30 protein-coding genes are annotated in these 26,426 nt (G+C 64.8%); 19 read left to right on the top strand and 11 right to left on the bottom strand.

All coding sequences use genetic code 11. From position 1 onward, the window contains the following. Position 1 precedes the first annotated feature (1 nt). On the top strand, positions 2 to 580 hold the full coding sequence (rplE, locus tag KXR83_RS12780) for a 50S ribosomal protein L5 (RefSeq protein WP_023955968.1): 579 nt from the start codon (positions 2 to 4) through the stop codon (positions 578 to 580). Position 581: 1 nt separating this feature from the next. Beyond that, on the top strand, positions 582 to 767 hold the full coding sequence (locus tag KXR83_RS12775) for a type Z 30S ribosomal protein S14 (protein ID WP_023955966.1): 186 nt from the start codon (positions 582 to 584) through the stop codon (positions 765 to 767). Positions 768 to 857: 90 nt separating this feature from the next. On the opposite strand, the gene KXR83_RS12770 is transcribed toward KXR83_RS12775, so the two are convergent. Further along, positions 858 to 1,466 (bottom strand): DUF4262 domain-containing protein, encoded by a 609-nt coding sequence (locus KXR83_RS12770; protein WP_437425148.1) that lies wholly within the window; start codon positions 1,464 to 1,466, stop codon positions 858 to 860. A 114-nt stretch (positions 1,467 to 1,580) separates the two neighbouring features. Between KXR83_RS12770 and KXR83_RS12765 the strand changes: the two genes are divergently transcribed. Then, the gene (locus tag KXR83_RS12765; RefSeq protein WP_437425147.1) at positions 1,581 to 2,462 is read left to right on the top strand and encodes a hypothetical protein; all 882 of its coding nucleotides are present in this window, start codon (positions 1,581 to 1,583) and stop codon (positions 2,460 to 2,462) included. A gap of 325 nt (positions 2,463 to 2,787) precedes the next feature. Here KXR83_RS12765 and KXR83_RS12760 read toward each other — a convergent pair whose 3' ends face one another. Beyond that, the gene (locus KXR83_RS12760; protein ID WP_437425146.1) at positions 2,788 to 4,173 is read right to left on the bottom strand and encodes an AIM24 family protein; all 1,386 of its coding nucleotides are present in this window, start codon (positions 4,171 to 4,173) and stop codon (positions 2,788 to 2,790) included. A 444-nt stretch (positions 4,174 to 4,617) separates the two neighbouring features. Between KXR83_RS12760 and rpsH the strand changes: the two genes are divergently transcribed. The 9 genes from rpsH (at position 4,618) to map (ending at position 10,173) form a co-directional block, all read left to right on the top strand. After that, positions 4,618 to 5,016: a 30S ribosomal protein S8 gene (gene rpsH / locus KXR83_RS12755; RefSeq protein ID WP_023955959.1), complete on the top strand. Its 399-nt coding sequence runs from the start codon at positions 4,618 to 4,620 to the stop codon at positions 5,014 to 5,016. Positions 5,017 to 5,028: 12 nt separating this feature from the next. Next, positions 5,029 to 5,565, top strand: a complete 537-nt coding sequence (gene rplF, locus KXR83_RS12750; protein ID WP_023955957.1) for a 50S ribosomal protein L6 — start codon at positions 5,029 to 5,031, stop codon at positions 5,563 to 5,565. Position 5,566: 1 nt separating this feature from the next. Then, positions 5,567 to 5,968: a 50S ribosomal protein L18 gene (gene rplR, locus KXR83_RS12745; RefSeq protein ID WP_030164684.1), complete on the top strand. Its 402-nt coding sequence runs from the start codon at positions 5,567 to 5,569 to the stop codon at positions 5,966 to 5,968. 37 nt (positions 5,969 to 6,005) lie between these two features. Then, positions 6,006 to 6,674, top strand: a complete 669-nt coding sequence (gene rpsE / locus KXR83_RS12740; protein ID WP_023955953.1) for a 30S ribosomal protein S5 — start codon at positions 6,006 to 6,008, stop codon at positions 6,672 to 6,674. 4 nt (positions 6,675 to 6,678) lie between these two features. Further along, on the top strand, positions 6,679 to 6,858 hold the full coding sequence (rpmD, locus tag KXR83_RS12735) for a 50S ribosomal protein L30 (RefSeq protein WP_023955951.1): 180 nt from the start codon (positions 6,679 to 6,681) through the stop codon (positions 6,856 to 6,858). A gap of 4 nt (positions 6,859 to 6,862) precedes the next feature. Continuing rightward, on the top strand, positions 6,863 to 7,303 hold the full coding sequence (gene rplO / locus KXR83_RS12730) for a 50S ribosomal protein L15 (RefSeq protein WP_023955949.1): 441 nt from the start codon (positions 6,863 to 6,865) through the stop codon (positions 7,301 to 7,303). Between the two features lie 187 nt (positions 7,304 to 7,490). Further along, entirely contained in the window at positions 7,491 to 8,816 is a 1,326-nt protein-coding gene (secY, locus tag KXR83_RS12725; protein ID WP_437425145.1) for a preprotein translocase subunit SecY, read from the top strand. Continuing rightward, positions 8,813 to 9,358, top strand: coding sequence for an adenylate kinase (locus tag KXR83_RS12720; protein WP_023955945.1), 546 nt, complete (start codon positions 8,813 to 8,815; stop codon positions 9,356 to 9,358). The genes secY and KXR83_RS12720 overlap by 4 nt, the downstream gene beginning before the upstream one ends. Positions 9,359 to 9,381: 23 nt before the next feature. Continuing rightward, positions 9,382 to 10,173 (top strand): type I methionyl aminopeptidase, encoded by a 792-nt coding sequence (gene map / locus KXR83_RS12715; protein WP_437425144.1) that lies wholly within the window; start codon positions 9,382 to 9,384, stop codon positions 10,171 to 10,173. 69 nt (positions 10,174 to 10,242) lie between these two features. Here map and dtd read toward each other — a convergent pair whose 3' ends face one another. The 9 genes from dtd to KXR83_RS12670 all read right to left on the bottom strand — a co-directional run bounded on the left by dtd (position 10,243) and on the right by KXR83_RS12670 (position 22,081). Further along, positions 10,243 to 10,680, bottom strand: a complete 438-nt coding sequence (gene dtd, locus KXR83_RS12710; protein ID WP_437425143.1) for a D-aminoacyl-tRNA deacylase — start codon at positions 10,678 to 10,680, stop codon at positions 10,243 to 10,245. Between the two features lie 26 nt (positions 10,681 to 10,706). After that, complete coding sequence (locus KXR83_RS12705) at positions 10,707 to 12,965, bottom strand: molybdopterin-dependent oxidoreductase (RefSeq protein ID WP_437425142.1); 2,259 nt, start codon at positions 12,963 to 12,965, stop codon at positions 10,707 to 10,709. Positions 12,966 to 13,038: 73 nt separating this feature from the next. Next, entirely contained in the window at positions 13,039 to 14,076 is a 1,038-nt protein-coding gene (locus KXR83_RS12700) for a LacI family DNA-binding transcriptional regulator (protein WP_437425141.1), read from the bottom strand. Between the two features lie 76 nt (positions 14,077 to 14,152). Then, positions 14,153 to 15,412, bottom strand: coding sequence for an alpha-hydroxy acid oxidase (locus KXR83_RS12695; RefSeq protein ID WP_437425140.1), 1,260 nt, complete (start codon positions 15,410 to 15,412; stop codon positions 14,153 to 14,155). Positions 15,413 to 15,414: 2 nt separating this feature from the next. Further along, positions 15,415 to 16,875, bottom strand: a complete 1,461-nt coding sequence (locus KXR83_RS12690; RefSeq protein WP_437425139.1) for a rhamnulokinase — start codon at positions 16,873 to 16,875, stop codon at positions 15,415 to 15,417. Further along, positions 16,872 to 18,944, bottom strand: a complete 2,073-nt coding sequence (locus tag KXR83_RS12685; protein ID WP_437425138.1) for a bifunctional aldolase/short-chain dehydrogenase — start codon at positions 18,942 to 18,944, stop codon at positions 16,872 to 16,874. The genes KXR83_RS12690 and KXR83_RS12685 overlap by 4 nt, the downstream gene beginning before the upstream one ends. A gap of 20 nt (positions 18,945 to 18,964) precedes the next feature. Continuing rightward, entirely contained in the window at positions 18,965 to 20,131 is a 1,167-nt protein-coding gene (rhaI, locus tag KXR83_RS12680) for an L-rhamnose isomerase (RefSeq protein WP_437425137.1), read from the bottom strand. Between the two features lie 71 nt (positions 20,132 to 20,202). Further along, a complete protein-coding gene (locus KXR83_RS12675; protein ID WP_437425136.1) occupies positions 20,203 to 21,594 on the bottom strand; it encodes an MFS transporter in 1,392 nt (463 codons plus the stop codon). A gap of 103 nt (positions 21,595 to 21,697) precedes the next feature. Further along, a complete protein-coding gene (locus KXR83_RS12670; protein WP_437425135.1) occupies positions 21,698 to 22,081 on the bottom strand; it encodes an L-rhamnose mutarotase in 384 nt (127 codons plus the stop codon). 440 nt (positions 22,082 to 22,521) lie between these two features. On the opposite strand from KXR83_RS12670, the gene infA reads away from it, so the two are divergent. From infA to rplQ, 7 genes are all read left to right on the top strand, one after another. Then, a complete protein-coding gene (gene infA / locus KXR83_RS12665) occupies positions 22,522 to 22,740 on the top strand; it encodes a translation initiation factor IF-1 (protein ID WP_020109371.1) in 219 nt (72 codons plus the stop codon). Between the two features lie 131 nt (positions 22,741 to 22,871). Then, positions 22,872 to 22,985, top strand: a complete 114-nt coding sequence (gene rpmJ, locus KXR83_RS12660; RefSeq protein ID WP_005207978.1) for a 50S ribosomal protein L36 — start codon at positions 22,872 to 22,874, stop codon at positions 22,983 to 22,985. A 180-nt stretch (positions 22,986 to 23,165) separates the two neighbouring features. Continuing rightward, positions 23,166 to 23,534 carry a 30S ribosomal protein S13 gene (rpsM, locus tag KXR83_RS12655; protein ID WP_023955920.1) on the top strand — a complete coding sequence of 123 codons (369 nt, stop codon included), beginning with the start codon at positions 23,166 to 23,168 and terminating at the stop codon, positions 23,532 to 23,534. A 3-nt stretch (positions 23,535 to 23,537) separates the two neighbouring features. After that, a complete protein-coding gene (rpsK, locus tag KXR83_RS12650; RefSeq protein WP_023955919.1) occupies positions 23,538 to 23,945 on the top strand; it encodes a 30S ribosomal protein S11 in 408 nt (135 codons plus the stop codon). A 21-nt stretch (positions 23,946 to 23,966) separates the two neighbouring features. Then, complete coding sequence (rpsD, locus tag KXR83_RS12645; RefSeq protein ID WP_023955918.1) at positions 23,967 to 24,572, top strand: 30S ribosomal protein S4; 606 nt, start codon at positions 23,967 to 23,969, stop codon at positions 24,570 to 24,572. A gap of 126 nt (positions 24,573 to 24,698) precedes the next feature. Further along, positions 24,699 to 25,754, top strand: a complete 1,056-nt coding sequence (locus KXR83_RS12640; RefSeq protein WP_030164647.1) for a DNA-directed RNA polymerase subunit alpha — start codon at positions 24,699 to 24,701, stop codon at positions 25,752 to 25,754. A 52-nt stretch (positions 25,755 to 25,806) separates the two neighbouring features. After that, positions 25,807 to 26,424, top strand: coding sequence for a 50S ribosomal protein L17 (rplQ, locus tag KXR83_RS12635; protein WP_437425134.1), 618 nt, complete (start codon positions 25,807 to 25,809; stop codon positions 26,422 to 26,424). Positions 26,425 to 26,426 lie beyond the last annotated feature (2 nt).

Genomic DNA, 26,426 nt, shown 5'->3' with positions numbered 1-26,426 from the left:
CATGAGCACAACTGAGAAGATCCAGCCGCGACTGAAGCTCCGCTACCGCGAAGAGATCAAAGACGCGCTGAACAAAGAGTTCGCCTACGACAACGTCATGCAGATCCCCGGCGTCGTCAAGGTCGTGGTCAACATGGGTGTCGGCGACGCCGCCCGTGACGCCAAGCTGATCAACGGCGCCATCAAGGACCTGGAACTGATCACCGGTCAGAAGCCAGAAGTTCGTCGGGCCCGCAAGTCGATCGCACAGTTCAAGCTGCGTGAAGGCATGCCCATCGGCGCTCGCGTCACCCTGCGTGGCGACCGCATGTGGGAGTTCCTCGACCGCCTCGTGTCGATCGCACTTCCGCGTATCCGTGACTTCCGCGGCCTGAGCGATCGCCAGTTCGACGGCAACGGCAACTACACCTTCGGTCTCAACGAGCAGTCGATGTTCCACGAGATCAACATCGACAACATCGACCGTCCGCGTGGTATGGACATCACCGTCGTCACCACCGCGACCAACGATGACGAAGGTCGGGCACTGCTGCGTCAGCTCGGCTTCCCGTTCAAAGACCCCAACGTGAAGGACAACTGACATGGCAAAGAAGGCTCTGGTCAACAAGGCCAACAAGAAGCCCAAGTTCGCCGTGCGTGGCTACACCCGCTGCAACCGTTGCGGTCGCCCGCACTCGGTGTTCCGCAAGTTCGGCCTGTGCCGAATCTGCTTGCGCGAGATGGCACACGCGGGCGAGCTGCCCGGCGTGCAGAAGAGCAGCTGGTGATCTGGTAGCCACCAGGCTCACCGTCAGGCTTTGACGAAAGGCGCTCCACCTTCGGGTGGGGCGCCTTTCGCGTCGGCGGGGAGCGCGTGGTCAAGGTCTGTTCTTGCGTCGCTGCGTGTGACGACGCTGGGCTCGGTTCGGTCCGGCGTGTGGGGTGATGACTCGCGGGCCCCTCGGACGGTTGTCAGCGCTCGGCAGGACGCCCTTGAGCAGCTGATGTTCGGGACGCAGAGCGTAACCCTCCTCCCACGGGTGCTGCCCATACTCATCCGGCCAAACGACCTGCAGCGCAGGCGAATCGGGGAACAATTCGTTTGTGATGATCAGATCGTCCTTGTCGATCAGTTCGATGAGGCGGACAGGGACATCGATCGATTGCAGTGGTACGTCGACACTCTGGTCGACGATGTCGGTCCACTCGTAGCGGTGGAGCACGTTGCCGAGCTCGTTCAGGACCGAGCCGCTTGTCCTGGCGTCGAGCCCGTACACGACGAGCTCCGGTAATGAATGCAGGCCGAGGCCGGTCGTGTAGGCGAACGAGCAGTCGGGCGGCTCGCACTCGGGCGAGTTGCACTCGCACTCCTCGCTCACGGCTGTGACAGCCCAGCCGTGGGCACGGATCCTCGAAATGGTCGCGTTCACCCGCGGATCGCGGTGCCAGCGTGGAAGTCCTCGGATGGCTGCAGCGTGGTCGGACATGTTCACTCCTTCGTTCGGTTGCGACCACTAGAGCAGTGGGGTCGGACAAGTCACCGCGATCAGCCCGCTGCGTCGCCATCGAAGGAAATATGCCCTTCGCTGCAGGTCAGGGGGATGATCCTGGTGCGACTGGGGCCGTCGACCTTGTTGGTGCGTCTGATCGCCATGGAGATCGGTGTCTACAGTCGTCCGGAGCTGCAGCAGCAGGGGCTGGACGGGTGGCAGCTGCGAAAACAGGTTCGCGACGGTTCGCTGATCAGGCTGCGCGCTGGCTGGTACGCAACTGCGACGGCCAATGCTGTTGTTGCCGAGGCTGTTCGACGCGGCGGCGCGCTCAGCTGCGTGTCGGCCCTGCGCCATCACGGACTGTGGGTGCCGCCGGGCTACGACCGCGTTCACGTGCGGGCCAGTAAGCACAACAAAACGCACGGCACGCGTTCGTGTCAGGGCCACGGGCGGCCGATGCCGGTCACCACCGCGGTCGACTCGATTCCGGTGGCGCTCGACTGCGCTGCGCGCTGCATGGGTGCGGAGGACTGGATTGTCGTCTGCGACTCGGCGCTGAACTCGGGCGGCCTGACGATCGCCGGGCTCAAGATGTCGATGGGCGCTGTGACACAACGGGTTTCGGATCTGATGGACAAGTGCGAACCGCAAGCTCAGTCGGGGACCGAATCGATCACGCGCCTGCGGCTTCGTGCGGCGGGGTTCACCGTGATTGTGCAACCGGTGGTCCTCGGGATCGGTCGAGTCGACATGCGGGTGGGCCGGCTGCTGATCGAGTGCGACAGCCAGAGCCACCACACGAGCCTGGAGAACTACCGCAATGACCGTCGTCGCGACCGAAAGGCTCTGCTGGACAGGTGGCTGACGATGCGGATCACCTACGACGACGTCCTGTACGGCTGGGAGGATGTCCTCGCCGACATCCGGTCCATCACCCGGACCGACCGCCATCGAATTCGCACCCCGATCGTCCCCGTCAGCGGTGGCTAAGGGCTATCTGCCCTCGGTGGCCTTGCTGCGGGATGAAGGTGTTGGGTCAGCGCCCCAGTATCCGCCCGAGCCCGCCCCGAACCCTGGATTGCTGCCCACCGCCGGATCCCACCCCGATCGTCCCCGTCAGTGGTGGTGAAGGGCTATCTGCCCTTGGTGACCTTGCTGCGGGATGAAGGTGGTGGGTCAGCGCCCCAGTATCCGCCCGAGCCCAGCCGAACCCTGGATTGCTGCCCACCGCCGGATCCCACCCCGATCGTCCCCGTCAGCGGTGGCTAAGGGCTATCTGCCCTCGGTGACCTTGCTCCGGGATGAAGGTGGTGGATCAGCGCCCTAGTAGTCCGCCGAGCCCGCCCTGGACACCGGATTGCTGCCCACCGCCGGTTCCACCGATGAGTCCACCCGGCGGCATCTCGGACGGCTGGACGACCACAAAGCCCTGGCCGCTGAACGCGAGCGTGAAGCGCTCGCCGGTGCTGCGTCCCATCAGGGTTCCGAGGTTGAACGAATCGTTGCGCTTGACGCTGGTCTGCAGGCTCGACGACCACGCGACCGCGGCATTCGGGTCGGCATAGGTCTGCTGATCGACGGTCAGCACTACCGGGTTGCCGTCGGTGGTGATGGCAATCCGGCCGCGGCCGGTGAAGACGCAGTTGAACAGACCGGCATTGCTCTGCGCGGCTGCGCCCTGCATCCGTTTGACGTCATAGCGCAGCGTGGAGTCGAAGGCGAGAACGTTGGCGCCGTTGATGGTCAGGCCGTCGGTGCCGTCGAGGTCGATCAGATGGACGTCGCTCGCGGCATCGGCAAGGAACAGATCGCCGCGTCCGGTGACCTTCATCAGCGGGACGCCCTCGCCCGTGAGGGTGTTGCGGATGGCCCGGCCGATACCGCCGGATCCGAGGGCCTCGAACTTCAGGTCGCCCTGGTAGGCAACCATCGACCCGGATCGGGCCATCACTTCGCCGTTCATACCGACCCGGCACATCTTGCTGCCTTGTTTCTGGATTCCGGTGCCCGACACCTCGGCATGTGCCGGTGCGAAAAGGTCACTGTTCATGGCGTGGACTCCCTGGTTCTGGGGTGATGGCATGTTCGTCGGCTGTGACACCGGTTGCGTCGGGGTGTACGACGATGCAGCCGGGGGCTGCGTGGGCTGTCCGGCCGGGGGCCAGGGCATGGGGTCGGGCGCCGGGGGAGTGGTCACCGGATCGTCGTCGACCTGGATGCCGAAGGCTTTCGCGAGTCCGGCGAGTCCGTCGTCGTATCCCTGGCCGACGGCCCGGACCTTCCATGTGTCGCCGCGTCGGTACACCTCCATGCACACCACCGCGGCCTCGGTGGTCAGACGTGCCGGGGTGAACGACACGGACGGCACACCCGCGCCATCGCTCAATTCGGCGCGCAGCGTTCCCGCGGTGGCGAAGGTGGTCGGACCGTTGCCGTCGAGACTGGCGGTGATGGCGATGGTCTCGATGTCGGCGGGCACCCGGCCGGTGTCGATGCTGATGACGTCGGAGGCGCCGGCGTCGCGATAGCTGACACCGGGCCCTGACGCCTGGTTGTAGAAGATCAGGTCGTCGTCCGAACGCACCCGGCCGTCGCGGCCCAGCATGACCGCCGACGTGTTCACCGGAGATGCGCAGGTCACCGACACGTTGATCTGCGGCGACGGGATCGCGGTGTTCTCTCCTGGAGCGAGTTCTCTCATGGTGTGTGCCATTGTTCCAGGTACGTGCTCGTCCTAGCCGTCACCGACGGATACGCACCGAAATGGTGTGGGTGCCGACGGCTGGCGAGAAGGTCGACAATTTGGCCTGAGCAGCGCCGTTCCCTACACTAGAACGGTTGCCTCGGCTGACCCGTGCCTTCGGTCGGTCAGAAACGCCCAGGTGACCACTTTTTCTTGGCTTCCGGCTTTGAAAACTCCCGAGTGCATCCGTGCATTCGGGGGAGCACTACCCCCGACTGGCTTGCCAGTCGGACTGAACTGCCCTGACCGGCAACGGTCGGTCAGGGACACGTAACTCACTTCGTAGTAGGCCCACGATGTGACGTGCAAGGCCCGCGACGGCCAGGCGATCGCCTGGAGGTCAACGGAACCGGTATGCGCATGCTGCATGGGAACCGCCGCGAGAAAGGTTGACGGTCTGATATGACCATGACTGATCCGATCGCAGACTTCTTGACCCGTCTGCGCAACGCCAACTCGGCGTTTCACGATGAGGTGAGCCTGCCGCATTCGAAGATCAAGGCCAACATCGCCGAGATCCTCAAGCGCGAGGGCTACATCACGGACTACCGCAGCGAAGATGCCGAGGTCGGCAAGAACCTCGTCGTCACGCTGAAGTACGGCCCCACCCGCGAGCGGAGCATCGCCGGTCTCCGGCGCGTCTCCAAGCCGGGTCTGCGCGTGTACGCGAAGTCCACCAATCTGCCAAAGGTGCTCGGCGGCCTGGGCGTGGCGATCATCTCCACTTCCTCGGGTCTGCTGACCGACCGCCAAGCCGCCAACCAGGGCGTGGGCGGCGAAGTCCTCGCGTACGTCTGGTAAGGGGCAAAACTAATGTCGCGTATTGGAAAGAACCCGGTCGCAATCCCGGCCGGAGTAGACGTGAAGATCGACGGCCAGACCGTCAACGTCAAGGGCCCCAAGGGGCAACTGTCAGTTGACATCTCGGAGCCGATCAGTGTCGCAGTCGAAGATGGCACCGTTGTGGTGACCCGTCCCAACGACGAGCGACGTAACCGTGCACTGCACGGCCTGAGCCGCAGCCTGGTGGCCAACCTGGTCACCGGAGTCACCGAGGGCTACACCCGCAAGATGGAAATCTTCGGTGTCGGTTACCGCGTGGCACTCAAGGGCAGCGACCTCGAGTTCGCGCTCGGTTACAGCCACCCGGTGCCCATCAAGGCGCCCGAGGGCATCACCTTCGCGGTGGAATCGCCCACCAAGTTCTCGGTATCGGGAATCGACAAGCAACAAGTCGGACAGATCTCGGCGAACATCCGCCGCCTGCGCCGTCCGGACCCCTACAAGGGCAAGGGCGTTCGCTTCGAGGGTGAGCAGATCCGTCGCAAGGTCGGAAAGACGGGTAAGTGACATGAGTGAAACTGTGAAGACCAAGCGTCTGCCCCTGGGCAAGGACGTGTCCACCCGTCGTCGTGTCTCCAACGCCCGCCGGCACTTCCGGCTGCGTAAGAAGATCAGCGGCACTCCCGAACGGCCGCGGCTCGTGGTGAAGCGCTCCTCGCGCCACATCCACGTGCAGCTGGTCGACGATCTCGCCGGCAACACCGTGGCCGCAGCCTCGACCATCGAGGCCGACGTCCGCAGTGCCGGTGGCGACAAGTCGGCACAGAGCAAGAAGGTCGGCGAACTGATCGCCGCCCGCGCCAAGGCTGCCGGTGTGCAGGCCGTGGTGTTCGACCACGGTGGCCACGGCTACCACGGTCGTATCGCTGCTCTGGCGGATGCCGCCCGTGAGGGAGGGCTCGAGTTCTGATGATTGATACGAATACTTGCAACGGAAGGACCATCTGATGCCGGGACGTCAGCGTCGTGACGGCGGTACCGGAAGCGGACCCGCCGGAAGTACCAGCAATGACCCCAACGCCAACAACGCGGGCGGCGACCGCCGCGGTGGCGGCGGCAACCGTGATCGTCGCGACAACCAGCGCGGTGGCGGCCGGGAAGACAAGAACCAGCTCGAGCGCGTCGTAGCCATCAACCGCGTCTCCAAGGTGGTCAAGGGTGGACGTCGGTTCTCCTTCACCGCTCTGGTGGTCGTCGGTGACGGCAACGGCCTGGTCGGTGTCGGTTACGGCAAGGCCAAGGAAGTTCCCGCGGCGATCCAGAAGGGTGTCGAAGAGGCTCGTAAGAACTTCTTCCGCGTCCCGATGATCGGCGCGACCATCACCCACCCGGTTCAGGGTGAGGCTGCGGCCGGAGTCGTGATGCTCCGTCCGGCCAGCCCCGGTACCGGTGTGATCGCCGGTGGCGCGGTGCGTGCCGTGCTCGAGTGCGCGGGTGTCCACGACATCCTCGGCAAGAGCCTGGGCAGCGACAACGCCATCAACGTCGTGCACGCAACCGTGGCAGCGCTCAAGCTGCTGCAGCGTCCCGAAGAGGTGGCTGCGCGTCGTGGCCTGCCGATCGAAGACGTCGCACCGGCCGGTATGTTGCGAGCCCGAGCAGGACAGGGAGCGTAGTGAAATGGCAGAACTGAAGATCACCCAGGTGAAGAGCACCATCGGTTCCAAGCGCAACCAGCGTGACAGCCTGCGGACCCTCGGACTCCGGGGCATCCGCAAGACCGTCACCCGCGAGGACAATGCCCAGAACCGCGGCCTGATCAATGCGGTCCGGCACCTCGTGACCGTCGAAGAGGTTTAGTTCCATGACAATCAAACTGCATCATCTGCGGCCCGCCCCCGGGTCGAAGACAGAGAAGACCCGCCTGGGTCGCGGTGAGGGTTCCAAGGGTAAGACCTCGGGACGTGGCACCAAGGGCACCAAGGCACGCAAGAACGTGCCTGCTCGCTTCGAGGGCGGGCAGATGCCCATCCACATGCGGCTGCCCAAGCTCAAGGGTTTCAAGAACCGCAACCGGGTCGAGTACCAGGTTGTCAACATCGGCGACATCGCCCGGCTGTTCCCCGAAGGGGGCACCGTGGGTGTCGACGAGTTGGTCGCCAAGGGTGCCGTTCGCAAGAACGAGCTGGTGAAGGTTCTCGGCGAGGGCGAATTGTCGGTGGCCGTGCAGGTCTCCGCCAACAAGTTCTCGTCGTCCGCGAGCGAGAAAATCGCTGCCGCGGGCGGGTCCACGACTGTCCTGTAGGGCAGACGTCGATCACCCACCACCCAGGACTCGCTACAGTGGCGGGCGGTGCGTTTGCAATTGCGCGCGCCGCCCGCCACTTCAGTGGTCGCACGCCGGATCCCCGGCGCGTGACTGTTAGAGTCCAAGAGTTGTTTGTAGCCCGGTGCAACGCTGCTGCCGGAGCGACATTGCCCAGGAGGAGTTAGTGCGTTCCGCCGTCATATCGGCCTTCAGGACACCCGACCTGAGGCGGAAGATTCTCTTCGTACTGGGAATCATCATTCTTTATCGTCTCGGCGCGACCATTCCGTCGCCCGGCGTGGATTACAAGCAGGTTCAGCAGTGTCTGGACGCGGCGTCTCAGGGCGACTCGGCCGGCATCTACTCCCTGATCAACATGTTCTCCGGTGGAGCCCTGCTCCAGCTGTCGGTGTTCGCGATCGGCATCATGCCGTTCATCACCGCCAGCATCATCGTTCAGCTGTTGACCGTGGTGATCCCACGTTTCGAGCAGTTGCGTAAAGAGGGCCAGTCCGGCCAGGCGAAGATGACGCAATACACGCGGTATCTGACGCTCGCCCTGGCCCTGTTGCAGTCCACCGGCATCGTCGCTCTCGCCGACCGAGGCGATCTGCTCCCCGAGTGTGAGAACGGCGACCAGATCCTGCGGGATCAATCGATCTTCGGGTTGTTCATCATCGTCCTCGTGATGACTGCGGGCGCGCTCGTGGTGATGTGGTTCGGTGAATTGATCACCGAGCGCGGCATCGGTAACGGTATGTCGCTGATGATCTTCGCCGGTATCGCCGCCCGCATCCCGGCCGAGGGCAAGACGATCCTCGACACCCGTGGTGGCCTGGTCTTCTTCCTCGTGTTGCTGGCCGCACTGGCCATCGTCGCGGGTGTGGTGTTCATCGAACAGGGGCAGCGCCGGATCCCGGTGCAATATGCCAAGCGGATGGTCGGCCGCAAGATGTACGGCGGTTCCTCCACCTACCTCCCGCTGAAGGTGAACCAGGCCGGCGTCATCCCCGTCATCTTCGCGTCGTCGTTGCTGTACCTGCCGAACCTGATCCTCCAGCTGACGCAGAGTTCCACCGAGGAACCCTCGTGGTGGCAGCGTCAGATCCAGACGTATCTCGTGGATCCGAGCAATCCGGTCTACATCCTCGTCTACTTCATGATGATCATCTTCTTCACGTACTTCTATGTGGCGATCACGTTCAACCCACAAGAGCGTGCGGACGAGATGAAGAAGTACGGCGGCTTCATCCCGGGCATCCGCCCGGGCCAGCCGACCGCGGACTACCTCGGCTACGTGTTGAGCCGGATCACTCTGCCCGGCTCCATTTATCTCGGCACCATCGCCGTGTTGCCCAACCTCTTCCTCGAGATCGGCAATTCGGGATCGGTGCAGAACATTCCGTTTGGCGGCACCGCGGTGCTGATCATGGTCGGCGTCGGGTTGGACACCGTCAAACAGGTCAATTCGCAGCTCATGCAGCGCAAGTATGAAGGGTTCCTCAAGTGAGACTGGTGATTCTCGGCCCGCCCGGCGCCGGCAAGGGTACGCAGGCAGAACTCATCTCGGAAAGCCTGGGAATCCCGCACATCTCCACCGGAGACCTGTTCCGCGCCAACATCTCGCAGGGCACCCCGATCGGGCTCGAAGCGAAGAAGTATCTTGACGCCGGCAACCTGGTGCCGTCGGAGATCACGATCGACATGGTTCGCGCTCGTGTTGCCGAGCCGGACGCCGCCAAGGGGTTCATCCTCGACGGGTTCCCCCGATCGACCGACCAGGCCGATGCACTCACACACATCCTCGACGAGCTCGACACCAAGCTCGATGCAGTGCTGTCGTTCGGCGTCGACGAAGATGTTGTGGTCAAGCGGATGCTGGCTCGCGGGCGTGCGGACGACACCGAAGAAGTGATCCGCAACCGTATGCAGGTCTACCTCACGGAGACGGCGCCGTTGCTCGAGTACTACGCCGACACGGTCAAGACCATCGACGCCATGGGCGACGTCAACGAGGTACACCAGCGCGTGTTGCGGGCCATCGGCGCCTGAACATCTGAGAGTTGTAGGTTCTGATGGGGTTTCGTAAACCCAAGCCCGTTCCGTTCCGTTCGGCGGGCGAGGTGGATGCGATGGCCGCTGCCGGTGAGGTTGTCGGCCGTGCGCTGGTCGCCGTACGCGAAGCCGCCAAGGCAGGTGTCTCCACCCTGGAACTGGACGAGGTCGCCGAGACGGTGATCCGCGAGGCGGGGGCCGTCCCATCGTTCCTGGGTTACCACGGGTTCACCGGGTCCATCTGTTCGTCGGTCAACGACGTTGTGGTGCACGGCATCCCGTCCAAGGACGTGGTGCTCGCCGAGCACGACCTGGTGTCCATCGACTGTGGTGCGATTCTCGACGGCTGGCACGGTGACTCCGCATGGACCTTCGGGGTGGGTGACCTGTCGGCGGCCGATCAGGACCTCAACGACGCGACCCGCCTGGCCATGGAGGCCGGTATCGCGGCGATGGTCGACGGCGGCCGGCTCACCGACATCTCGCATGCGATCGAGACGGCCACGCGTGCTGCGGAGAAGACCTACGGCCGGACCTTCGGCATCGTGGACGGTTACGGCGGTCACGGTATCGGACGGGAGATGCATCTGGACCCGTTCCTGCCCAATGAGGGTAGGGCGGGCCGGGGCCCGCAGCTGGTGATCGGATCCACGCTCGCGATCGAGCCCATGCTCACCCTCGGCACGGTGGAAACCACTGTGCTCGACGACGGTTGGACCGTCATCACCAACGACGGCACCCGTGCCTCGCATTGGGAGCACACCGTTGTTGTCACTTCCGACGGTCCTCGCATCCTCACCGTCCGCCCGTAATCCCATAGTGGTGGGTTCGGGTGGGTAAACCTGCAGGTCGGGTTCACCGGAACCCACTAAAATCGGGGCTCAGACCTCGAGCATGATGGTCACCGGGCCGTCGTTGACCAGGCTGACCTGCATATGCGCCCCGAACCGTCCGGTCGCAACTTCGGCACCCGACGACCGCAGGGCTGCGACCACCTCGGCCACGAGTGGTTCTGCCACCGAACCCGGTGCTGCCGCATTCCACGACGGGCGACGTCCCTTGGCGGTGTTGGCGTACAGGGTGAACTGACTGATGACGAGAATCGGTGCGCCGAGATCGGCTGCAGACTTCTCTCCGTCGAGGATGCGGAGCCGCCAGATCTTGCCGCCCAGGGTCCTGGCGTCGTCGACGCCATCGGTGTGTGTCACCCCGATGAGCGCGACCAGGCCATGGCGACCGTCACCGGGTTCGATCCGGCCGACCACCTCACCTTCGACCTCGACCGACGCTTCGGTGACCCTCTGCAGAAGTGCTCTCACCCGGCCAACTTAGCGGGTCACCGGGCCTACTCGCCGGAGGCGACCATTCCCGATGACGCGGTCAGCCGGTCGCGGATGGAGTCGGACGTGCGGTCGAGGGCGGCAACCTGGATCGGCACGCCGGTCATGTTGGCCATCCCTGCCAGGCGCTCGAGATCCTCGGGGTCCGACGAGATGAGCTTGTTGACGTTGACCCCGCCGGTGCCGAGGTCGTTGCTCGCTGCGTCGTTCGCCTTGGTCCACCCGCCGTTCCCGTTGTGACCCCAGCCGTGTGGGATGGCGACGACACCCTGTTTGATGTCGTCCGTCAGCGTGACCGGAAGCGCGATCTGACCGTGCCGCGAGGCCACACTGATCAGCTCGCCCTCCGCGATTCCTCGGTCGGCGGCATCGGTGGGGTGCATGCGGGCCGCATGAGTTCTGCCGCCGCGCAACAACATCGGGGCGTTGTGCTGCCAGCTGTTCTCCGAACGGATCTCGCGCATGCCGATGAGCCGTAGAGGGTAGCCGGGGTCGGTGTCACGCTCGAGTCGGTCGATCTCGGCGAGCAACTCGGGCGCGTCCAACCGGATCTTGCGCGCCCGATGGGTGACGATCTTGCGCAACTGGCCGGGTTGGAGATTGTCCGCGACTATCTTGCCGTGTGGGAACTTGTTGATCAGCTTCTCGAAGGTGAGGCCACCGCGGCGAAGACCGAAACGGTCACCGCCGAGCCCGATGCGCACCACCAGATCGGAGAGCGTCGTCGGGGTCCACGGCTTGCCGACCAGATCGGCGAACTTGTTGAACAGGTGCAGCCCGCCCAACAGCGGTGCCTGTTTGGCAAGCGACGCCACGAGTTCGTTGATGATCTCCCACTCCTCGCGTGCTTCCCCGCGGGGCGGGATGACGGCTTCGGTGGCCTGTTTGAACGGCGTGGTGAACAGGGCCTGGAAGGGGAGGAGGAAATCGGACCGCTCGTACATCGTGGTGGTGGGCAGGATGTAGTCGGCGTGAGCGTTGGTCTCGTTCTGATAGAAGTCGAGGGACACCATCAACTCCAGGTCGCCGAGCGCCTTGGACAGTTCGTCGCCGTTGGGCACCGACAGGACCGGATTGCCCGCACTCACGAACAGGGCCTTGAGTTGTCCTTTGCCCGGGGTGAGCATCTCCTTGGCCATCACCGAGGCCGGGGCGGTGCCCAGAACCTGCGGCAGATCGCCGATCCTGCTGCGCCGTCCGTTCCACGCGAACCGCGAGACATGTTGCAGCGCCGCCACTCCCAGGCGTTGTCCGGGTATGCCCAGATCGCCGAACATCGATCCGCCTGCGACGTCGAGGTTGCCTGCGACGAGGTTGACGATGTCGAGCAACGCGGTGGTGAGGGTGCCTGCGCGTCCCAGCGACGTGCCGATCCGGCCATAGATCGCGGCGCGGTCGGTGACCACCAGGGTGCGGGCCAGCTCGCGCACGGTCTGGGGATCGATGCCCGTGCGATCGGCGGTCACCTCGGGTGCGAATCCGGCTGCCAGTTGTTTGATCGACTCGATGCCGGTGGATTGCTCGGCCAGCTGATCCTCGTCGGCGAGCTTCTCGGCGAACATGACCTGCAGGAGCGACAGGAGCAGCAGTGCGTCGGTATCCGGGACGATCGGCTGCCATTCGAACTCGCGGGCGGTCTCGGTGCGGCGAGGGTCGATCACCAGCACGCGTCCACCGCGGTGGGTGATTGCCTGCAGGTTTTCCCGGATACGCGGTGAACTCATCACACTGCCATGGGAGACAACAGGGTTGGCGCCGATGATCACGAGGAACTGCACCCGGTTGATGTCGGGGATCGGTGCGGCCACCGGGGTGCCGTAGAGGAAGTGGCTTGCCACGAATCGGTTGTTGACGTCTTGTGACCCGGCCGAGTAGACGTGCGGTGTGCCCAGCAGTGTCGTGAAGTTGGCCACCCAGAGTGTGTGGCCGGTGGAGAATGTTGCCGGATTGCCGAAATACCATCCGATGCTGCCGGCACCGTCACGGCGGTGGATGGCGCCGAGGCGAGAGGTGATGTCGGACATCGCGGTGTCCCAGGAGACCTCTTCGAACTCGCCGAACTCGTTCTTGCGCAAGGGGTGCAGGACGCGGTCGGGATCGTTGACGATCTCCGTGAAGGCGATGCCCTTGGGGCAGGCGAAGCCTTTGGACAACGGGTTCTGCTTGTCTGGCCGTAGCGAGAGCAGCTTCCCGTCCTCGACGGTGGCGATCATCCCGCAGAGCGGTTCGCAGATCCGGCAATAGGTGGTTTTCTCTTCTTGCACGCGCTGCCTCCTTGTGACCCCGTTCACATCTGACAACGAGTGTTTCACGATTGCGGGGCGTGCGCCAGCGGTGTCAGATGTCGGTGGCCTGATCGCTCGGTGTGGCGCCCACGGTGGAGGCCCGCGCGACCAGTTCCGGCTGGAAGAGAATGTGCTCGGGACCGGTGCCCGGCGCCCGGTCCGTCTCGGCGAGCAGCAGGTCCACGGCGTGAGTCCCGAGCTGGCCACTGGGTTGACGGATCGACGAGAGGGGAACGACGGCGGACTGTGCGAAGTCGATGTCGTCGTACCCGATCAGAGCGATGTCTCCGGGAACCGACACGTCTCCGAGCATCGTCAGTGCTTGCAGTACGCCGATGGCCAACAGGTCGTTGGCGCAGAAGATGGCGTCGGGACGGTCGGCCGCCGGTCGCGAGCGGATGGCCTCGCCGGCCGCGCGGCCCGCGAGCACGCTCAACGCGCCCGTCGTGATGACCTCGAGATGGGCGCCCTGGACCTCGGCCACCGCCTCGCGTGCACCGCGTAACCGGTCGGCGACCTGGTGAAGACCTGCCGGTCCGCCGATGAAGGCGATGCGCCGGCGATCGATGGCGCAGAGATGTTCGCAGGCGAGTCTGCCGCCGGCGACGTCGTCGACTGCCACCGACGAAAACGGGCTCCCCTCGCCGCGGCGATCCACCAGAACCACCGGGGTCCCGCGTCGGTGGAGCTCGGCGAGACGGCTCAGGTCGTCTCCGACGGGGGAGACCAGGACGCCGTAAACGCGTTGTTCGTCAAAGGTTTCGACGTATGCGCGTTCTCGTGCCGGGTCATCGTCGGAGGTGCCGAGGAGTACGGTGAGCCGGTTCTCGGCGGCCCTGCGTTCGGCCGCTCGCGCCAGGTCGGTGAAGAACGGGTTGCCGACGTCGAGGACGATCAACCCGACACATCGTGACCGGCCCGCCTTGAGCTGACGGGCAGCGTCATTGCGGACGAATCCGAGGTCGGCGATGGCTCGATGGACCCGCTCGACGGTGGTCGGGGCAACCTTCTCCGGTGCGTTGAGGACATTGGAGACCGTCCCGACGGACACCTCTGCCGCAGCGGCGACGTCGCGAACGCTCACCGCCATCGCCGCACGCTCCTCTCGCCGCCGCCCAGGGGACCGTAGACCGGGTGATCGGTCGAACGGGGATCTGTCCGAAAGGCTATCGGGTCGTCACCGCCGAGGGGCCGTGTGCGGGCATCGGGGCGAGTCGGACGAGTTGGGTGACGTGCCCAGGGTTGAGCTCTTCGAGACAGGTGACTCCGAGCAGTCGCATGGTGCGTTCGATCTGCTCGGTGAGGATGTCGAGGGCGCGGTTGACGCCGGCCTCGCCGCCCGCCATCAACCCGTACAGGTAGGCCCGGCCGATGAGGGTGAACCGGGCGCCGAGCGCAATGGCCGCCACGATGTCAGCGCCCGACATGATGCCGGTGTCGAGGATGATCTCGGTGTCGCGGCCGACCTCGGCTGCGACGTGGGGCAACAGGTGGAACGGGATCGGGGCCCGATCGAGTTGCCTGCCTCCGTGATTGGAGAGCACCAGCCCGTCGACCCCGAGGTCGACGACGGCTTTGGCGTCGGCCACCGTCTGGATGCCTTTGACGACAAGCTTGCCGGGCCACTGGGCGCGGATCCAGGCCAGGTCGTCGAAGGTGACCGTGGGGTCGAACATCGTGTCCAGCAGTTCCGCGACCGTCCCCGACCAGCGGTCCAGGGACGCGAAGGCCAAGGGTTCGGTGGTCAGGAAGTCGATCCACCATTGGGGGCGGGGCAGTGCGTTGATGACCGTGCCCGGTGTCAGGGCCGGCGGTATCGACATCCCGTTGCGCTTGTCACGCAGTCGGGCCCCGGCGACCGGGACGTCCACGGTGACCAGCAGGGTGTCGTACCCGGCCTTGGCTGCGCGGTCGACAAGCGCCATCGAGCGCTCGCGTTCCTTCCACATGTAGAGCTGGAACCAGTTGCGGCCGAGCGGGTTTGCAGCCTTCACATCCTCGATGGATGCAGTCCCCATGGTGGACAGCGAGAACGGGATGCCTGCGCGCGCGGCGGCGTGGGCGCCGGCGATCTCGCCTTCGGTCTGCATCATCCGGGTGAAACCGGTGGGTGCGATACCGAACGGCAGCTGCACCGGGCCGCCGAGCACGTCCCAGCCGGTGGAGACCTTGGACACGTCTCGCAGGATCGCCGGATGGAACTCGATGTCGGCGAAGGCCTGACGGGCCCGGGCGATCGACAGCTCGGCCTCGGCCGACCCGTCCGTGTAGTCGAATGCTGCGCGCGGGGTCCGGCGTTTGGCGATGGCGCGCAGGTCCTCGATGGTCAGCGCGGCCTCGAGACGTCGCTTCTTGCCGTTGAACTCGGGCTTCTTGAACTGCATCAAGGGGGCGAGGTCGTGGGGCTTGGGAATCTGCCGCTTCATCGTCATGCCTTTCTCAGAGCCGCTGGTCGCGGATCATACTGCTGTGGGGGGAAGGCCGCCGCGACCATCGCGCGAGCAGCGGCGAGATCGGCGCCGATCAGTTGTTGGGTGCGAGCCGAGATCAATACGTTGCCGATGGCGGTGGCCTCCACCGGACCGGCGAGCACCGGCAGACCCAGCCGGTCGGCGGTCAGCTGACACAGCAGACGGTTCTGGGCTCCACCGCCGACCATGTGCACGGTGCGTACCTCGGTCGCCGAAAGTTGCGCGGCCTGTTGCACGCGTTCGGCAAAAGCGGCGGCCAGACTCTCCAAGATGGCGCGCACCATCTCCGCATGCCCGTTCGGGGCCGGTAGGCCCCGCTGGGTGTACCACCTCGAGATACGCGAAGGCATGTCGCCGGGGGTCAGGAACTCGTCGGCGTCGGTGTCGAAGACCTGGGCCGGAGGGTGGGCGAAGGTGGCCCCGTCGATCAGGTCGGGGAGGTCGATCACGGTGCCCTCACGTTCCCACTGCCGTACCGATTCGCTTAGCAACCACAAACCCATGACGTTGCGCAGGAAGCGGATACGACCGTCGGCACCGACCTCGTTGGTGAAGTTCGCCGAGCGGGCGGCCTGATCCACCACCCGGTGGGCCAGTTCCACACCGACCAGGCCCCACGTTCCGCAGGAGATGTAGGCGGCGGTGTCGGGGTTCATCGGTACAGCGGCGACGGCCGATGCGGTGTCGTGGGATGCGACCGCGTTCACTGTCACACCCTCTGGCACACCCAGACCCGAACCGACCGACGGCAACACCTGCCCGAGTTCGCAACCGGGCTCGATCAGCGGACCGAACAGGTCTGTCGGGAAGCCCAGGGTCGACATCAGGTCGTCGTCCCAGTGCCCGTGGATGTCGAGTAGACCGGTTGTCGAGGCGTTTGTGCGCTCGGTACGCATCTGACCGGTCAGCCAGTATCCGATGAGGTCGGGGATGAGCAGTGCGTGGTCGGCCAACTCGAGGGTGCCGCACGCCTTCTCCGCGGCCAGCTGATACACCGTGTTGAACGGCAGGAACTGAAGTCCGTTGCGCGAGTACAGGATTTCCGGCGACACGGCGTTGTGCACGATCTCCGTGCCGGCGGAGGATCGGTCGTCGCGGTAGTGGTACGGCAGACCGAGCAGGCGGCCATCGCGGAGCAGGCCGTAGTCCACCGCCCACGAGTCGATCCCGATGCCCGCCAGATCGGGCGCCCGCCTCGCCGCCAGTGCCAGCCCCTCTCGGATGTGCGCAAAGAGTCCGGGCACATCCCAGTGCAGGCCCGTCCGGGTCCCGTCCCAGATCGGTAGGGGCCCGTTGGCGAACCGGGTGAGTTGCTCGATGCGCAGTTGCCCGCCACCGACCTCGGCGAGCATGACCCGGCCGCTGGTGGCGCCGAGATCCACCGCCACCAGCTGCCGTGTCGGCCCTGACCTCGTCATCGCAGGAAGGCCGCCGCCACACCGGCGTCGACCGGCACGTGCAGGCCGGTCGTGTGCGACATGTCCGCGCTGCACAGGACAAACGCCGCGTTGGCGATGTTCTCCGGCAGCACTTCACGTTTGAGCAAGGTGCGCTGTGCGTAGAACTCGCCGAGTTCTTCCTCTGGCACTCCGTACACCGCGGCGCGTTTGGCGCCCCATCCACCGGCGAAGATCCCCGAGCCACGGACGACGCCGTCGGGGTTGATGCCGTTGACCTTCACCCCGTGTTCGCCGAGCTCTGCAGCGAGCAGGCGAACCTGATGTGCCTGGTCGGCCTTGGTCGCCGAGTAGGCGATGTTGTTCGGGCCGGCGAACACCGAGTTCTTCGACGAGATGTAGAGGATGTCGCCGCCCATCTGCTGCTCGATGAGGGCCTTGGCGGCCGCCTTCGACACCAGGAAGGAGCCACGGGCCATCACGTTGTGCTGCAGGTCCCAGTCCGCGGCAGTGGTGTCCAGCAACGACTTCGACAGGGAGAGGCCGGCATTGTTCACCACCAGGTCGATACCGCCGAAGGCAAGCACACACGCGTCGACCGCTGCTTGCACCTGCTCTTCGTCGGTGACGTCGGCACGGATACCGATTGCCACGTCGGACGAACCGATCTCCTCGGCGGCTGCCTGTGCCTTGTCGGCGTCGAGATCGGCGATCACCACGCAGGCACCCTCGGCGGCCAGACGCTGCGCGATGGCCTTGCCGATACCCGAAGCTGCCCCGGTGACAAGCGCGATGCGCGTCGCCAGTGGCTTCGGTTTCGGCATCCGGGCCAGTTTGGCCTCTTCCAGCGCCCAGTATTCGATCCGGAACTTCTCGGCCTCGTCGATCGGGCTGTAGTGCGAGATGGCTTCGGCGCCGCGCATCACGTTGATGGCGTTGAGGTAGAACTCGCCGGCGACCCGTGCGGTCTGCTTGTCCTTCCCGTAGCTGAACATCCCGACCCCTGGGATCAACACGATCGCCGGATCGGCACCGCGCATGGCGGGGGAGTCGGGTGTGGCGTGCCGCTCGTAGTAGGCCGTGTAGTCCTTGCGGTACGCGGCGTGGAGCTCCTTCAGTCGGGCGATGCAGTCGTCCACGGATGCGTCGGCAGGCAGATCGAGCACCATCGGCTTCACCTTGGTGCGCAGGAAGTGATCGGGGCAGGAGGTGCCGAGGGCTGCCAGCTGCGGATGCTCTGCAGCGGAAAGGAATTCGAGGACAGGATCGGTGTCGGTGAAGTGACCGACCTGAGGGTTGTCGGTGCTCACCAGACCGCGCAGTGTTGGTGCCAACGCGGCCGCCTTGGCGCGCCTCTCCTTGTCGGGCAACGGCCCGAACCCACGCAGCGCCGGGCCGAAAGGCTGTGGTCGCCCGTTACGGGCGATGTACTCTTCGGCCGCCCTGATGATCTCCAGTGAGTTCGCCTCGGCTTCTTCGGACGTCTCACCCCATGCTGTGATGCCGTGTCCACCGAGGATGGTCCCGATGGCCTGCGGATTGCGGCGCTTGTGTTCGGCGATGTCGAGGCCGAGCTGAAAACCTGGTCGCTGCCACGGGATCCAGATCACCCGGTCGCCGTAGATCTGCTTGGTGATGGCCTCACCGTCCGCAGCGGTGGCGATGGCGATCCCGGAGTCGGGGTGCAGATGGTCGACATGCGCGGCGTCGACGAGGCCGTGCATGGCGGTGTCGATCGAGGGCGCGGCGCCGCCGCGTCCGTGCAGCGTGTAGTCGAATGCGGCGACCATCTCGTCTTCGCGCTCGACACCTGGGTAGACGTCGACCAGCGACCGGAGCCGATCCAGACGCAGGACGGCCAAGCCCTTCTCGGTCAACGTACCGAGGTCGCCGCCGGACCCCTTGACCCACATCAAGTCGACGTCGGCGCCGGTGACAGGGTCGATGTCGGTGCCTTTGGCAGAGGTGTTGCCGCCGGCGTAATTGGTGTTCTTGGGGTCGGAACCGAGTCGGTTGGACCGTTCGATCAGCGCGCTGACGGTGGGGTTGGTACTCGGAGGTGCCTGGGTTGTGGCTGCTTTGTCGGTCATTCGAATCTCCTTCGGTGAGCTCATGCGTTCCAGGACGACTGGGTGCCCGAAGCCCGCTCGGTCGCCATTTGTTCTCGATAGCCCGACGCCGCGAACGCGGCCATCGGGTCGGCGGGCAGTCCGCGTTCGGTGCGCCACTGGGCCAGCATCGGCCTCACGTCCGTGTAGAAGGCGTCCATCACGATTCCGTTGGCACCCAACACGTCTCCCGCTTCTTGTGCGGCGGCCAGTGCGTCGGTGTCGACGAGCAGAGCTCTTGCTGTCATCTCCTGCACGTTGAGCACGGAGCGGATCTGCCCGGGGATCTTCTCTTCGACGTTGTGGCATTGGTCGAGCATGAGGGCCACCGGGGAGTCGGCGTCGAGACCGCCGCCGCGGATCACCTCGCACATGATGCGGAACAGCTGGAACGGGTCAGCCGCCCCGACGATCAGGTCGTCGTCTGCGTAGAAACGCGAGTTGAAATCGAACGACCCGAGCTTCCCCAGTCGCAGCAACTGGGCCACGATGAACTCGATGTTGGTGCCGGGTGCGTGATGCCCGGTGTCGAGGCAGACCATCGCTCGCTCGCCGAGAGCACTGACCTGCGTGTAGGAGGTACCCCAGTCCGGCACGTCGGTCATGTACATCGCCGGCTCGAAGAACTTGTATTCGAGCACGAGTCGCTGACTCTCACCGATGTGCTGGTAGATGGTTGCCAGCGACTCTGCGAGGCGATCCTGCCGGCCCCGGATGTCGCCCTGCCCGGGGTAGTTGGTGCCGTCGGCGAGCCAGATCTTGAGGTCCCGCGACCCGGTCTGGTTCATCACCTCGATGCATCGCAGGTGGTGGTCGATCGCCTTCTGGCGCACGGTCTTGTCGATGTGGGTGAGGCTGCCGAACTTGTAGTCGTCGTCCTGGAAGGTGTTGGAGTTGATGGTGCCGAGCCGCACGCCCTGGTCGGCGGCGTACCGCCCCAGCGCCGAGAAGTCGTCGGTCATGTCCCAGGGGATGTGCAACGCAACCGAGGGTGCCAACCCGGTGAGGCGGTTGACGACGGCGGCGTCGGCGATCTTCTCCTCGACGGTGCGAGGCGTGCCGGGCGTACCGAAGACCTTGAAGCGGGTCCCGGAGTTCCCGAATGCCCAGGACGGCAACTCGATCGCGAGGTTCTCCAGAAGGGACCCGGGTGCGTTCACAGCTGTCATCGGTGTGGCGTCCTTGAGATCGTCGGGTCGTTGAAACGTTTCAATACTGGCATGTCGAGGTGACGCCATCGCTACAGACCCCCACCCGTGGGCACGGAGGCGGGCGCCGCTCGGTCAGCGGTCTCGGACTGGACTGCATGATCCGCAGTCACATTCGAGGCGGTCGCCAGTTCCGGACTGAGGGGTTCGCCGTAACGCTCGATCTCGATCTGCTGCAATGTCTTGCCGCGGGTGTTCGGGGCGGCGATTGCACCGATGATGAGGGCGACCGTCAGCAGGGTCACGAGCAACAGGCCGACCCAGGCCAGTCCGACGGCAGCGAGCAGGGTGGGGAAGAAGTAGCTCAGTGCCCCGGTCGCCGTGCGGACCACGAAGAACATGAACCCTTGTGCACTCGCGCGGTACGGGGTGGCGAACAACTCACTGGCCCAGAGACTGTAGAAGGCCTGCGCGCCGATACCGCTGGAGATGCCCCAGCAGATGGCGAAGATGAGCAAGGTGGGCAGACCGCCGTCGGTGAACAACACCAGCACGCCCCATCCGATGATGCCGGGGACGGCGCCGGCCACATACAGCGTGCGCTGCGACACGCGATCGCCGTAACGCATGAACCCGAAATAGGTTGCCAGAACGGTCATTCCCCACACCAGGACCTGCAGTAGGTTCTGCTGCACCTCGCTGTCGAGGCCTGCGGTCTCGTACACCCGGGGCATGAAGATGCCGGCCTGGCCCGCCACGGTGTTCCAGAACCCGTAGATGCCGATCAGGACGAGGAGTGCGGTGATGTTCTTCTTGCGCGAGAACAATCCGCGCAGACCGTTGCCGCCGCTGACGCGCTGTGCCTGGTCTGTGGTGGTGTCATGGCCCTCTTCGGTCCAGATCTTCGATTCGACGAGGCCTTGCCGGATCCACCAGACGATGGCCGCGACGACAAACAGATGCAGGAAGATCAACCGCGAACCCAGCAACTCCAGCGGCGCCAGTGCGGCGGCCAGGGCGAAGCCGATCAGTGGCCCGACGGACCACGCCAACTGTGCCGTTCCCACATGGCGGGCCCGCGCATTGGAGGGCGCCTGTTCGGCGATGTACGTCCACGATGCCGGGACTCCCGCACCGACTGCCAGGCCGGTCACGACAAATGCCAGTAGCAGCATGGTGAAGTTCATCGCGAACGCGGCGATGAGCACGCCGACCATGTACAGCAGCAGGTCGTAGGTGTAGATCGCCTTGCGGCCGTACCGGTCACACAGAGGCCCGCCGACTGCTGCGCCGACGGCTGCACCAAAGGCGTTGGCGCTCAGTGCGGCGAGAAGGCCCACCGCGAAGTTGCTGATCCCGAACTCGTCTTGCCAGAATCCGAGGCTCGTGGCGATCGCGATGATCGAGCCGGCCTCGATGTAGTTGGACATGGCCACAGAGATGGTTGCTTTCCATCCCGTGGTCTTCTTGGCCCCCAATTTCATGGGTACTCCTTGTGGGGTGAGTCTTGTGCAGGGTAATTGGTCGATGCGATCTGGCGGCTGCCGATGAGACGCAGCCGCAGCGGGATGGGCAGGGGATCTCCCCTCAGTCGAGGTGGAAGTAATCGGTGAGTCGTTCGAGCGTCTGATCGGGTCCGCGACCGGCGGGATCGGTGAAGTACTCGGCCATCGAGGACTGCCAGCGGGCGTTGATGTCTGTCGCGTCCATCTCGGCCACCGCGCGGTCGAAGTCGTCGGTCTCGAGGTAGCCGACGACCAGTCCGTCGCCGCGTCGCAGGAAGAGCGAGTAGTTGTGCCAGCCGGCGGTGCGCAGGGCATCGAGCATCTCGGGCCAGACGTGCTCGTGCGCCGCGAGGTAGTCGTCCACGCGTTCGGGTCGCAGGTTCATGGTGAAGCACACTCGCCGGCGTGCCGGTGGTCCATCTCCAGCCCGGGAGTCCGTGAGATGAGTGGTCGGGGTGGGAGCCATCGTGGGTCCTTGAACTGATCGGGCATCCGGTCGGGGAGCCGGCGGATGAGGCGGGGGTGAACGTCTTTGAAACGTTTCAAATCGATGTGATTGGAGTCACCGTAAACTGACGGGGGACGGCCGTCAAGAGGTGATTTTGTGGTCCTTCGGAATCCGACCCGCCGCACCTGCGGGTAAAAGGCGCCGCGACAAGGTGCCGAAAACGCCCGGTCGGCGGGGATTCGAGCGGCCCGAACTGGGCGTATTTGTCCTGAGCTGCGCGAACGCGTACCGTAGATCAACGGTGCGCCCGCGCGCCGGGTTGTTTTTGTGCCCAGATCCGCAGAGCTCGTTCGAGTCCCCTGCAAACTGAGACTCGAAAGCCCGGGACAAGTGCGTGCCAAGAAGGTAACCGAACAGAACTGTTCAGGTGTGGTCAACACACCAGAATCGTGGAGGCTATGGCCAAAGAAGGCGCGATCGAGGTCGAGGGCCGTGTTGTCGAACCCTTGCCCAATGCGATGTTCCGCATTGAGCTGGAGAACGGTCACAAGGTGCTTGCCCATATCAGCGGCAAGATGCGGCAGCACTACATCCGCATCCTGCCCGAGGACCGCGTGGTCGTGGAGCTCTCGCCTTATGACCTGACCCGCGGCCGCATCGTTTACCGCTACAAGTAAATCGACCGGTACCTCGGCCCGCTGATGCGGGCGAGAGGGCCAGTGCAACATGCCCGGTACCGCCGGGTGTGAACACCAACGACAGGCGTGGCCCCAGGGCCACGCCGCAGGCTTTGAAGGAGATCACTGACGTGAAGGTTCAGCCGAGCGTCAAGCCGATCTGCGAAAAGTGCAAAGTGATCCGGCGTAACGGCCGAGTCATGGTGATCTGCGAAAACCTGCGCCACAAGCAGCGCCAGGGCTGATCAGCACTTGTAGGAGATCGCTTGTGAGAGCGACACAACTCAATACAGGCACGACAGAAGACCTTCCAGCACCAGCGGCCATAAACGGATGACCGCCTACCCCCGGCACGGAGGCCGGGGCCCCTCGCAGAGTAGGGGACGGACTGGGAGCAGACCTCCGAGAACCAAAGGAAACGCCACATGGCACGTGTTGCTGGTGTTGATCTTCCGCGCGAGAAGCGCCTGGAGATCGCACTGACCTACATCTACGGAGTTGGCCGCACCACCTCCAAGGAAATCCTCGACGCCACCGGGCTCAGCCCGGATCTGCGCGCCAAGGACCTCACCGACGAAGACGTCTTGAAGCTTCGCGAGTACCTCGAAGCCTCGGTCAAGGTCGAAGGTGACCTGCGCCGCGAGGTCCAGGCCGATATCCGTCGCAAGATCGAAATCGGTTGCTACCAGGGCCTGCGCCACCGTCGTGGCCTGCCCGTCCGCGGACAGCGCACCAAGACCAACGCTCGGACCCGCAAGGGCCCGAAGAAGACCATCGCCGGGAAGAAGAAGTAATCCATGCCTCCTAAGTCACGTAGCGCTGGCCCGAAGAAGGGCACTCGCCGTCGCGAGAAGAAGAACGTCCCGCACGGCAGCGCGCACATCAAGAGCACGTTCAACAACACCATCGTCTCGATCACCGACCCCGCCGGGAACGTCATCGCGTGGGCATCCTCGGGCCACGTCGGCTTCAAGGGCTCACGTAAGAGCACCCCGTTCGCCGCGCAGCTCGCTGCCGAGAACGCTGCCCGCAAGGCGCAGGAGCACGGCGTCAAGAAGGTCGACGTGTTCGTCAAGGGACCGGGCTCCGGTCGTGAGACCGCGATCCGCTCACTGCAGGCCGCCGGCCTCGAGGTCGGCACGATTTCCGATGTCACCCCGCAGCCGCACAACGGCTGCCGCCCGCCCAAGCGGCGCCGGGTCTAACGGGAAAGAGAGAACTAGAAAATGGCTCGTTATACCGGACCCGTCACCCGTAAATCCCGTCGCCTCCGCGTCGACCTCGTCGGCGGAGACCAGGCGTTCGAACGTCGCCCTTACCCGCCCGGCCAGCACGGCCGCGCGCGGATCAAGGAGAGCGAATACCTGCTGCAGCTCCAGGAGAAGCAGAAGGCGCGCTTCACCTATGGAGTGATGGAGAAGCAGTTCCGTCGCTACTACGAAGAGGCCAACCGTCGCAACGGCAAGACCGGTGACGAGTTGCTGAAGATGCTGGAGACCCGTCTCGACAACGTGGTGTACCGCGCAGGCCTGGCCCGCACGCGTCGCCAGTCGCGTCAGATGGTCAGCCACGGCCACTTCACCGTCAACGGTGTGAAGGTCGATGTGCCCAGCTACCGCGTCTCTCGTTTCGACATCATCGATGTCCGCCCGAAGTCGCTGCAGACCACCCCGTTCCAGATCGCCCGGGAGATCCAGGCCGATCGCAAGGCGCCGGGCTGGCTGCAGGTTGTCCCTGACACGCTGCGCATCCTGGTGCACTCGGAGCCTGAGCGCGCGCAGATCGATGTGCCGCTCACCGAGCAGCTCATCGTCGAGTTCTACTCGAAGTAACCGCCGTTCGTCGCTGGGCAGGGTTTCGCCCTGCCCAGCGTCTGGCCGGCCCCTGGCAGCAGACACAAGGGTCTGCTGCCGCAGTCGAGCGTCATATAGCGGACGTTCACACAGGAGGAAAAATCTATGCTCATTTCACAGCGACCCACACTCTCCGAAGAGGTCATCTCCGGCGATCGCTCGAAGTTCGTCATCGAGCCGCTCGAGCCGGGTTTCGGGTACACGCTCGGCAACTCGCTTCGCCGCACCTTGCTCTCGTCGATCCCCGGCGCTGCTGTCACCAGCATCCGCATCGACGGTGTGCTGCATGAGTTCACCACCGTCCCCGGGGTCAAGGAAGACGTCACCGACATCATCCTGAACCTCAAGGGCCTGGTCGTGAGCTCCGAAGAGGACGAGCCGGTCACCATGTACGTGCGCAAGCAGGGACCGGGTGCAGTCACCGGTGCCGACATCGTGCCTCCGGCCGGTGTCACCGTGCACAATCCCGATCTGCACATCGCCACCCTGAACGACAAGGGCAAGCTGGAGATCGAGCTCGTGGTCGAGCGCGGTCGCGGTTACGTCCCGGCCGTGCAGAACAAGGCCTCGGGCGCCGAGATCGGCCGTATCCCGGTCGACTCGATCTACTCGCCGGTCCTCAAGGTCACCTACAAGGTGGAGGCCACCCGCGTCGAGCAGCGCACCGACTTCGACCGTCTGGTCCTGGACGTCGAGACCAAGAACTCGATCACCGCGCGGGATGCGCTGGCCTCGGCCGGCAAGACCCTCGTCGAGCTGTTCGGGCTCGCTCGTGAGCTGAACATCGAAGCAGAAGGTGTCGAGATCGGACCCTCGCCCGCCGAGGCCGATCACATCGCATCGTTCAGCCTGCCGATCGAGGATCTCGAGCTCACCGTCCGCTCGTACAACTGCCTCAAGCGCGAGGGAGTGCACACGGTCGGCGAACTGGTGGCCCGCACCGAGTCGGATCTTCTCGACATCCGCAACTTCGGTCAGAAGTCGATCGACGAGGTCAAGGTCAAGCTGCACGCACTCGGCCTGGCACTCAAGGACAGCCCGGCCAGCTTCGATCCGTCCCAGGTGGCCGGATACGACGTGGCCACCGGCACGTGGTCAGATGACGCCGCTTTCTCCGATGCCGATGCCGGCGAGGATTTCGCGGAAACCGAACAGCTTTAATCGCAACCCAGCTCACGGCCGAGAGGCCGAGAGTTAACCCTAGGAGTTCGAAATGCCCAAGCCCACAAAGGGTACCCGCCTCGGTGGGTCGGCTTCGCACCAGAAAGCGATGCTGGCGAACCTCGCCACCTCGCTCTTCGAGCACGGCCGGATCACCACCACCGAAGCCAAGGCGAAGAAGCTGCGTCCCTACGCGGAGAAGCTGATCACGCACGCGAAGGCCGGTAACCTCGCCCACCGTCGCGAGGTCCTCAAGGACATTCGCAACAAGGACGTCGTGCACGCCCTGTTCGCGGAGATCGGCCCGTTCTTCGCCGACCGCAACGGTGGCTACACCCGCATCATCAAGACCCTGCCGCGCAAGGGCGACAACGCCCCCATGGCAGTGATCGAGCTGGTCCGGGAGAAGACGGCTTCGTCGGAGGCCGATCGGGCCACCCGCGCAGCTGCCTCGAAGAAGGCTTCCGAGCCTGTCGCCGAGGTTCCCGCCGAGGTGACCGAGGGCGACAACGTCGTCGAGGCCACCCTGGATGAGGCCACCGACGCGCAGGTCGAGAACGCCGACGCTGTCGCCGAGGGCTTCACCGAGGAGACGACCGCGGAGAGCGCCACCGAGATCGTCGACGAAGGCAAGGCCGAAGGCTCCGACGACAAGAAGTCGGACGCCTGAGC

It is taken from the genome of Williamsia muralis (assembly GCF_051487485.1).
GTDB lineage: Bacteria > Actinomycetota > Actinomycetes > Mycobacteriales > Mycobacteriaceae > Williamsia > Williamsia muralis_B.
The sequence above is the reverse complement of the archived record's forward strand: the minus strand, read 5'-3'. Positions and strand labels throughout refer to the sequence as shown.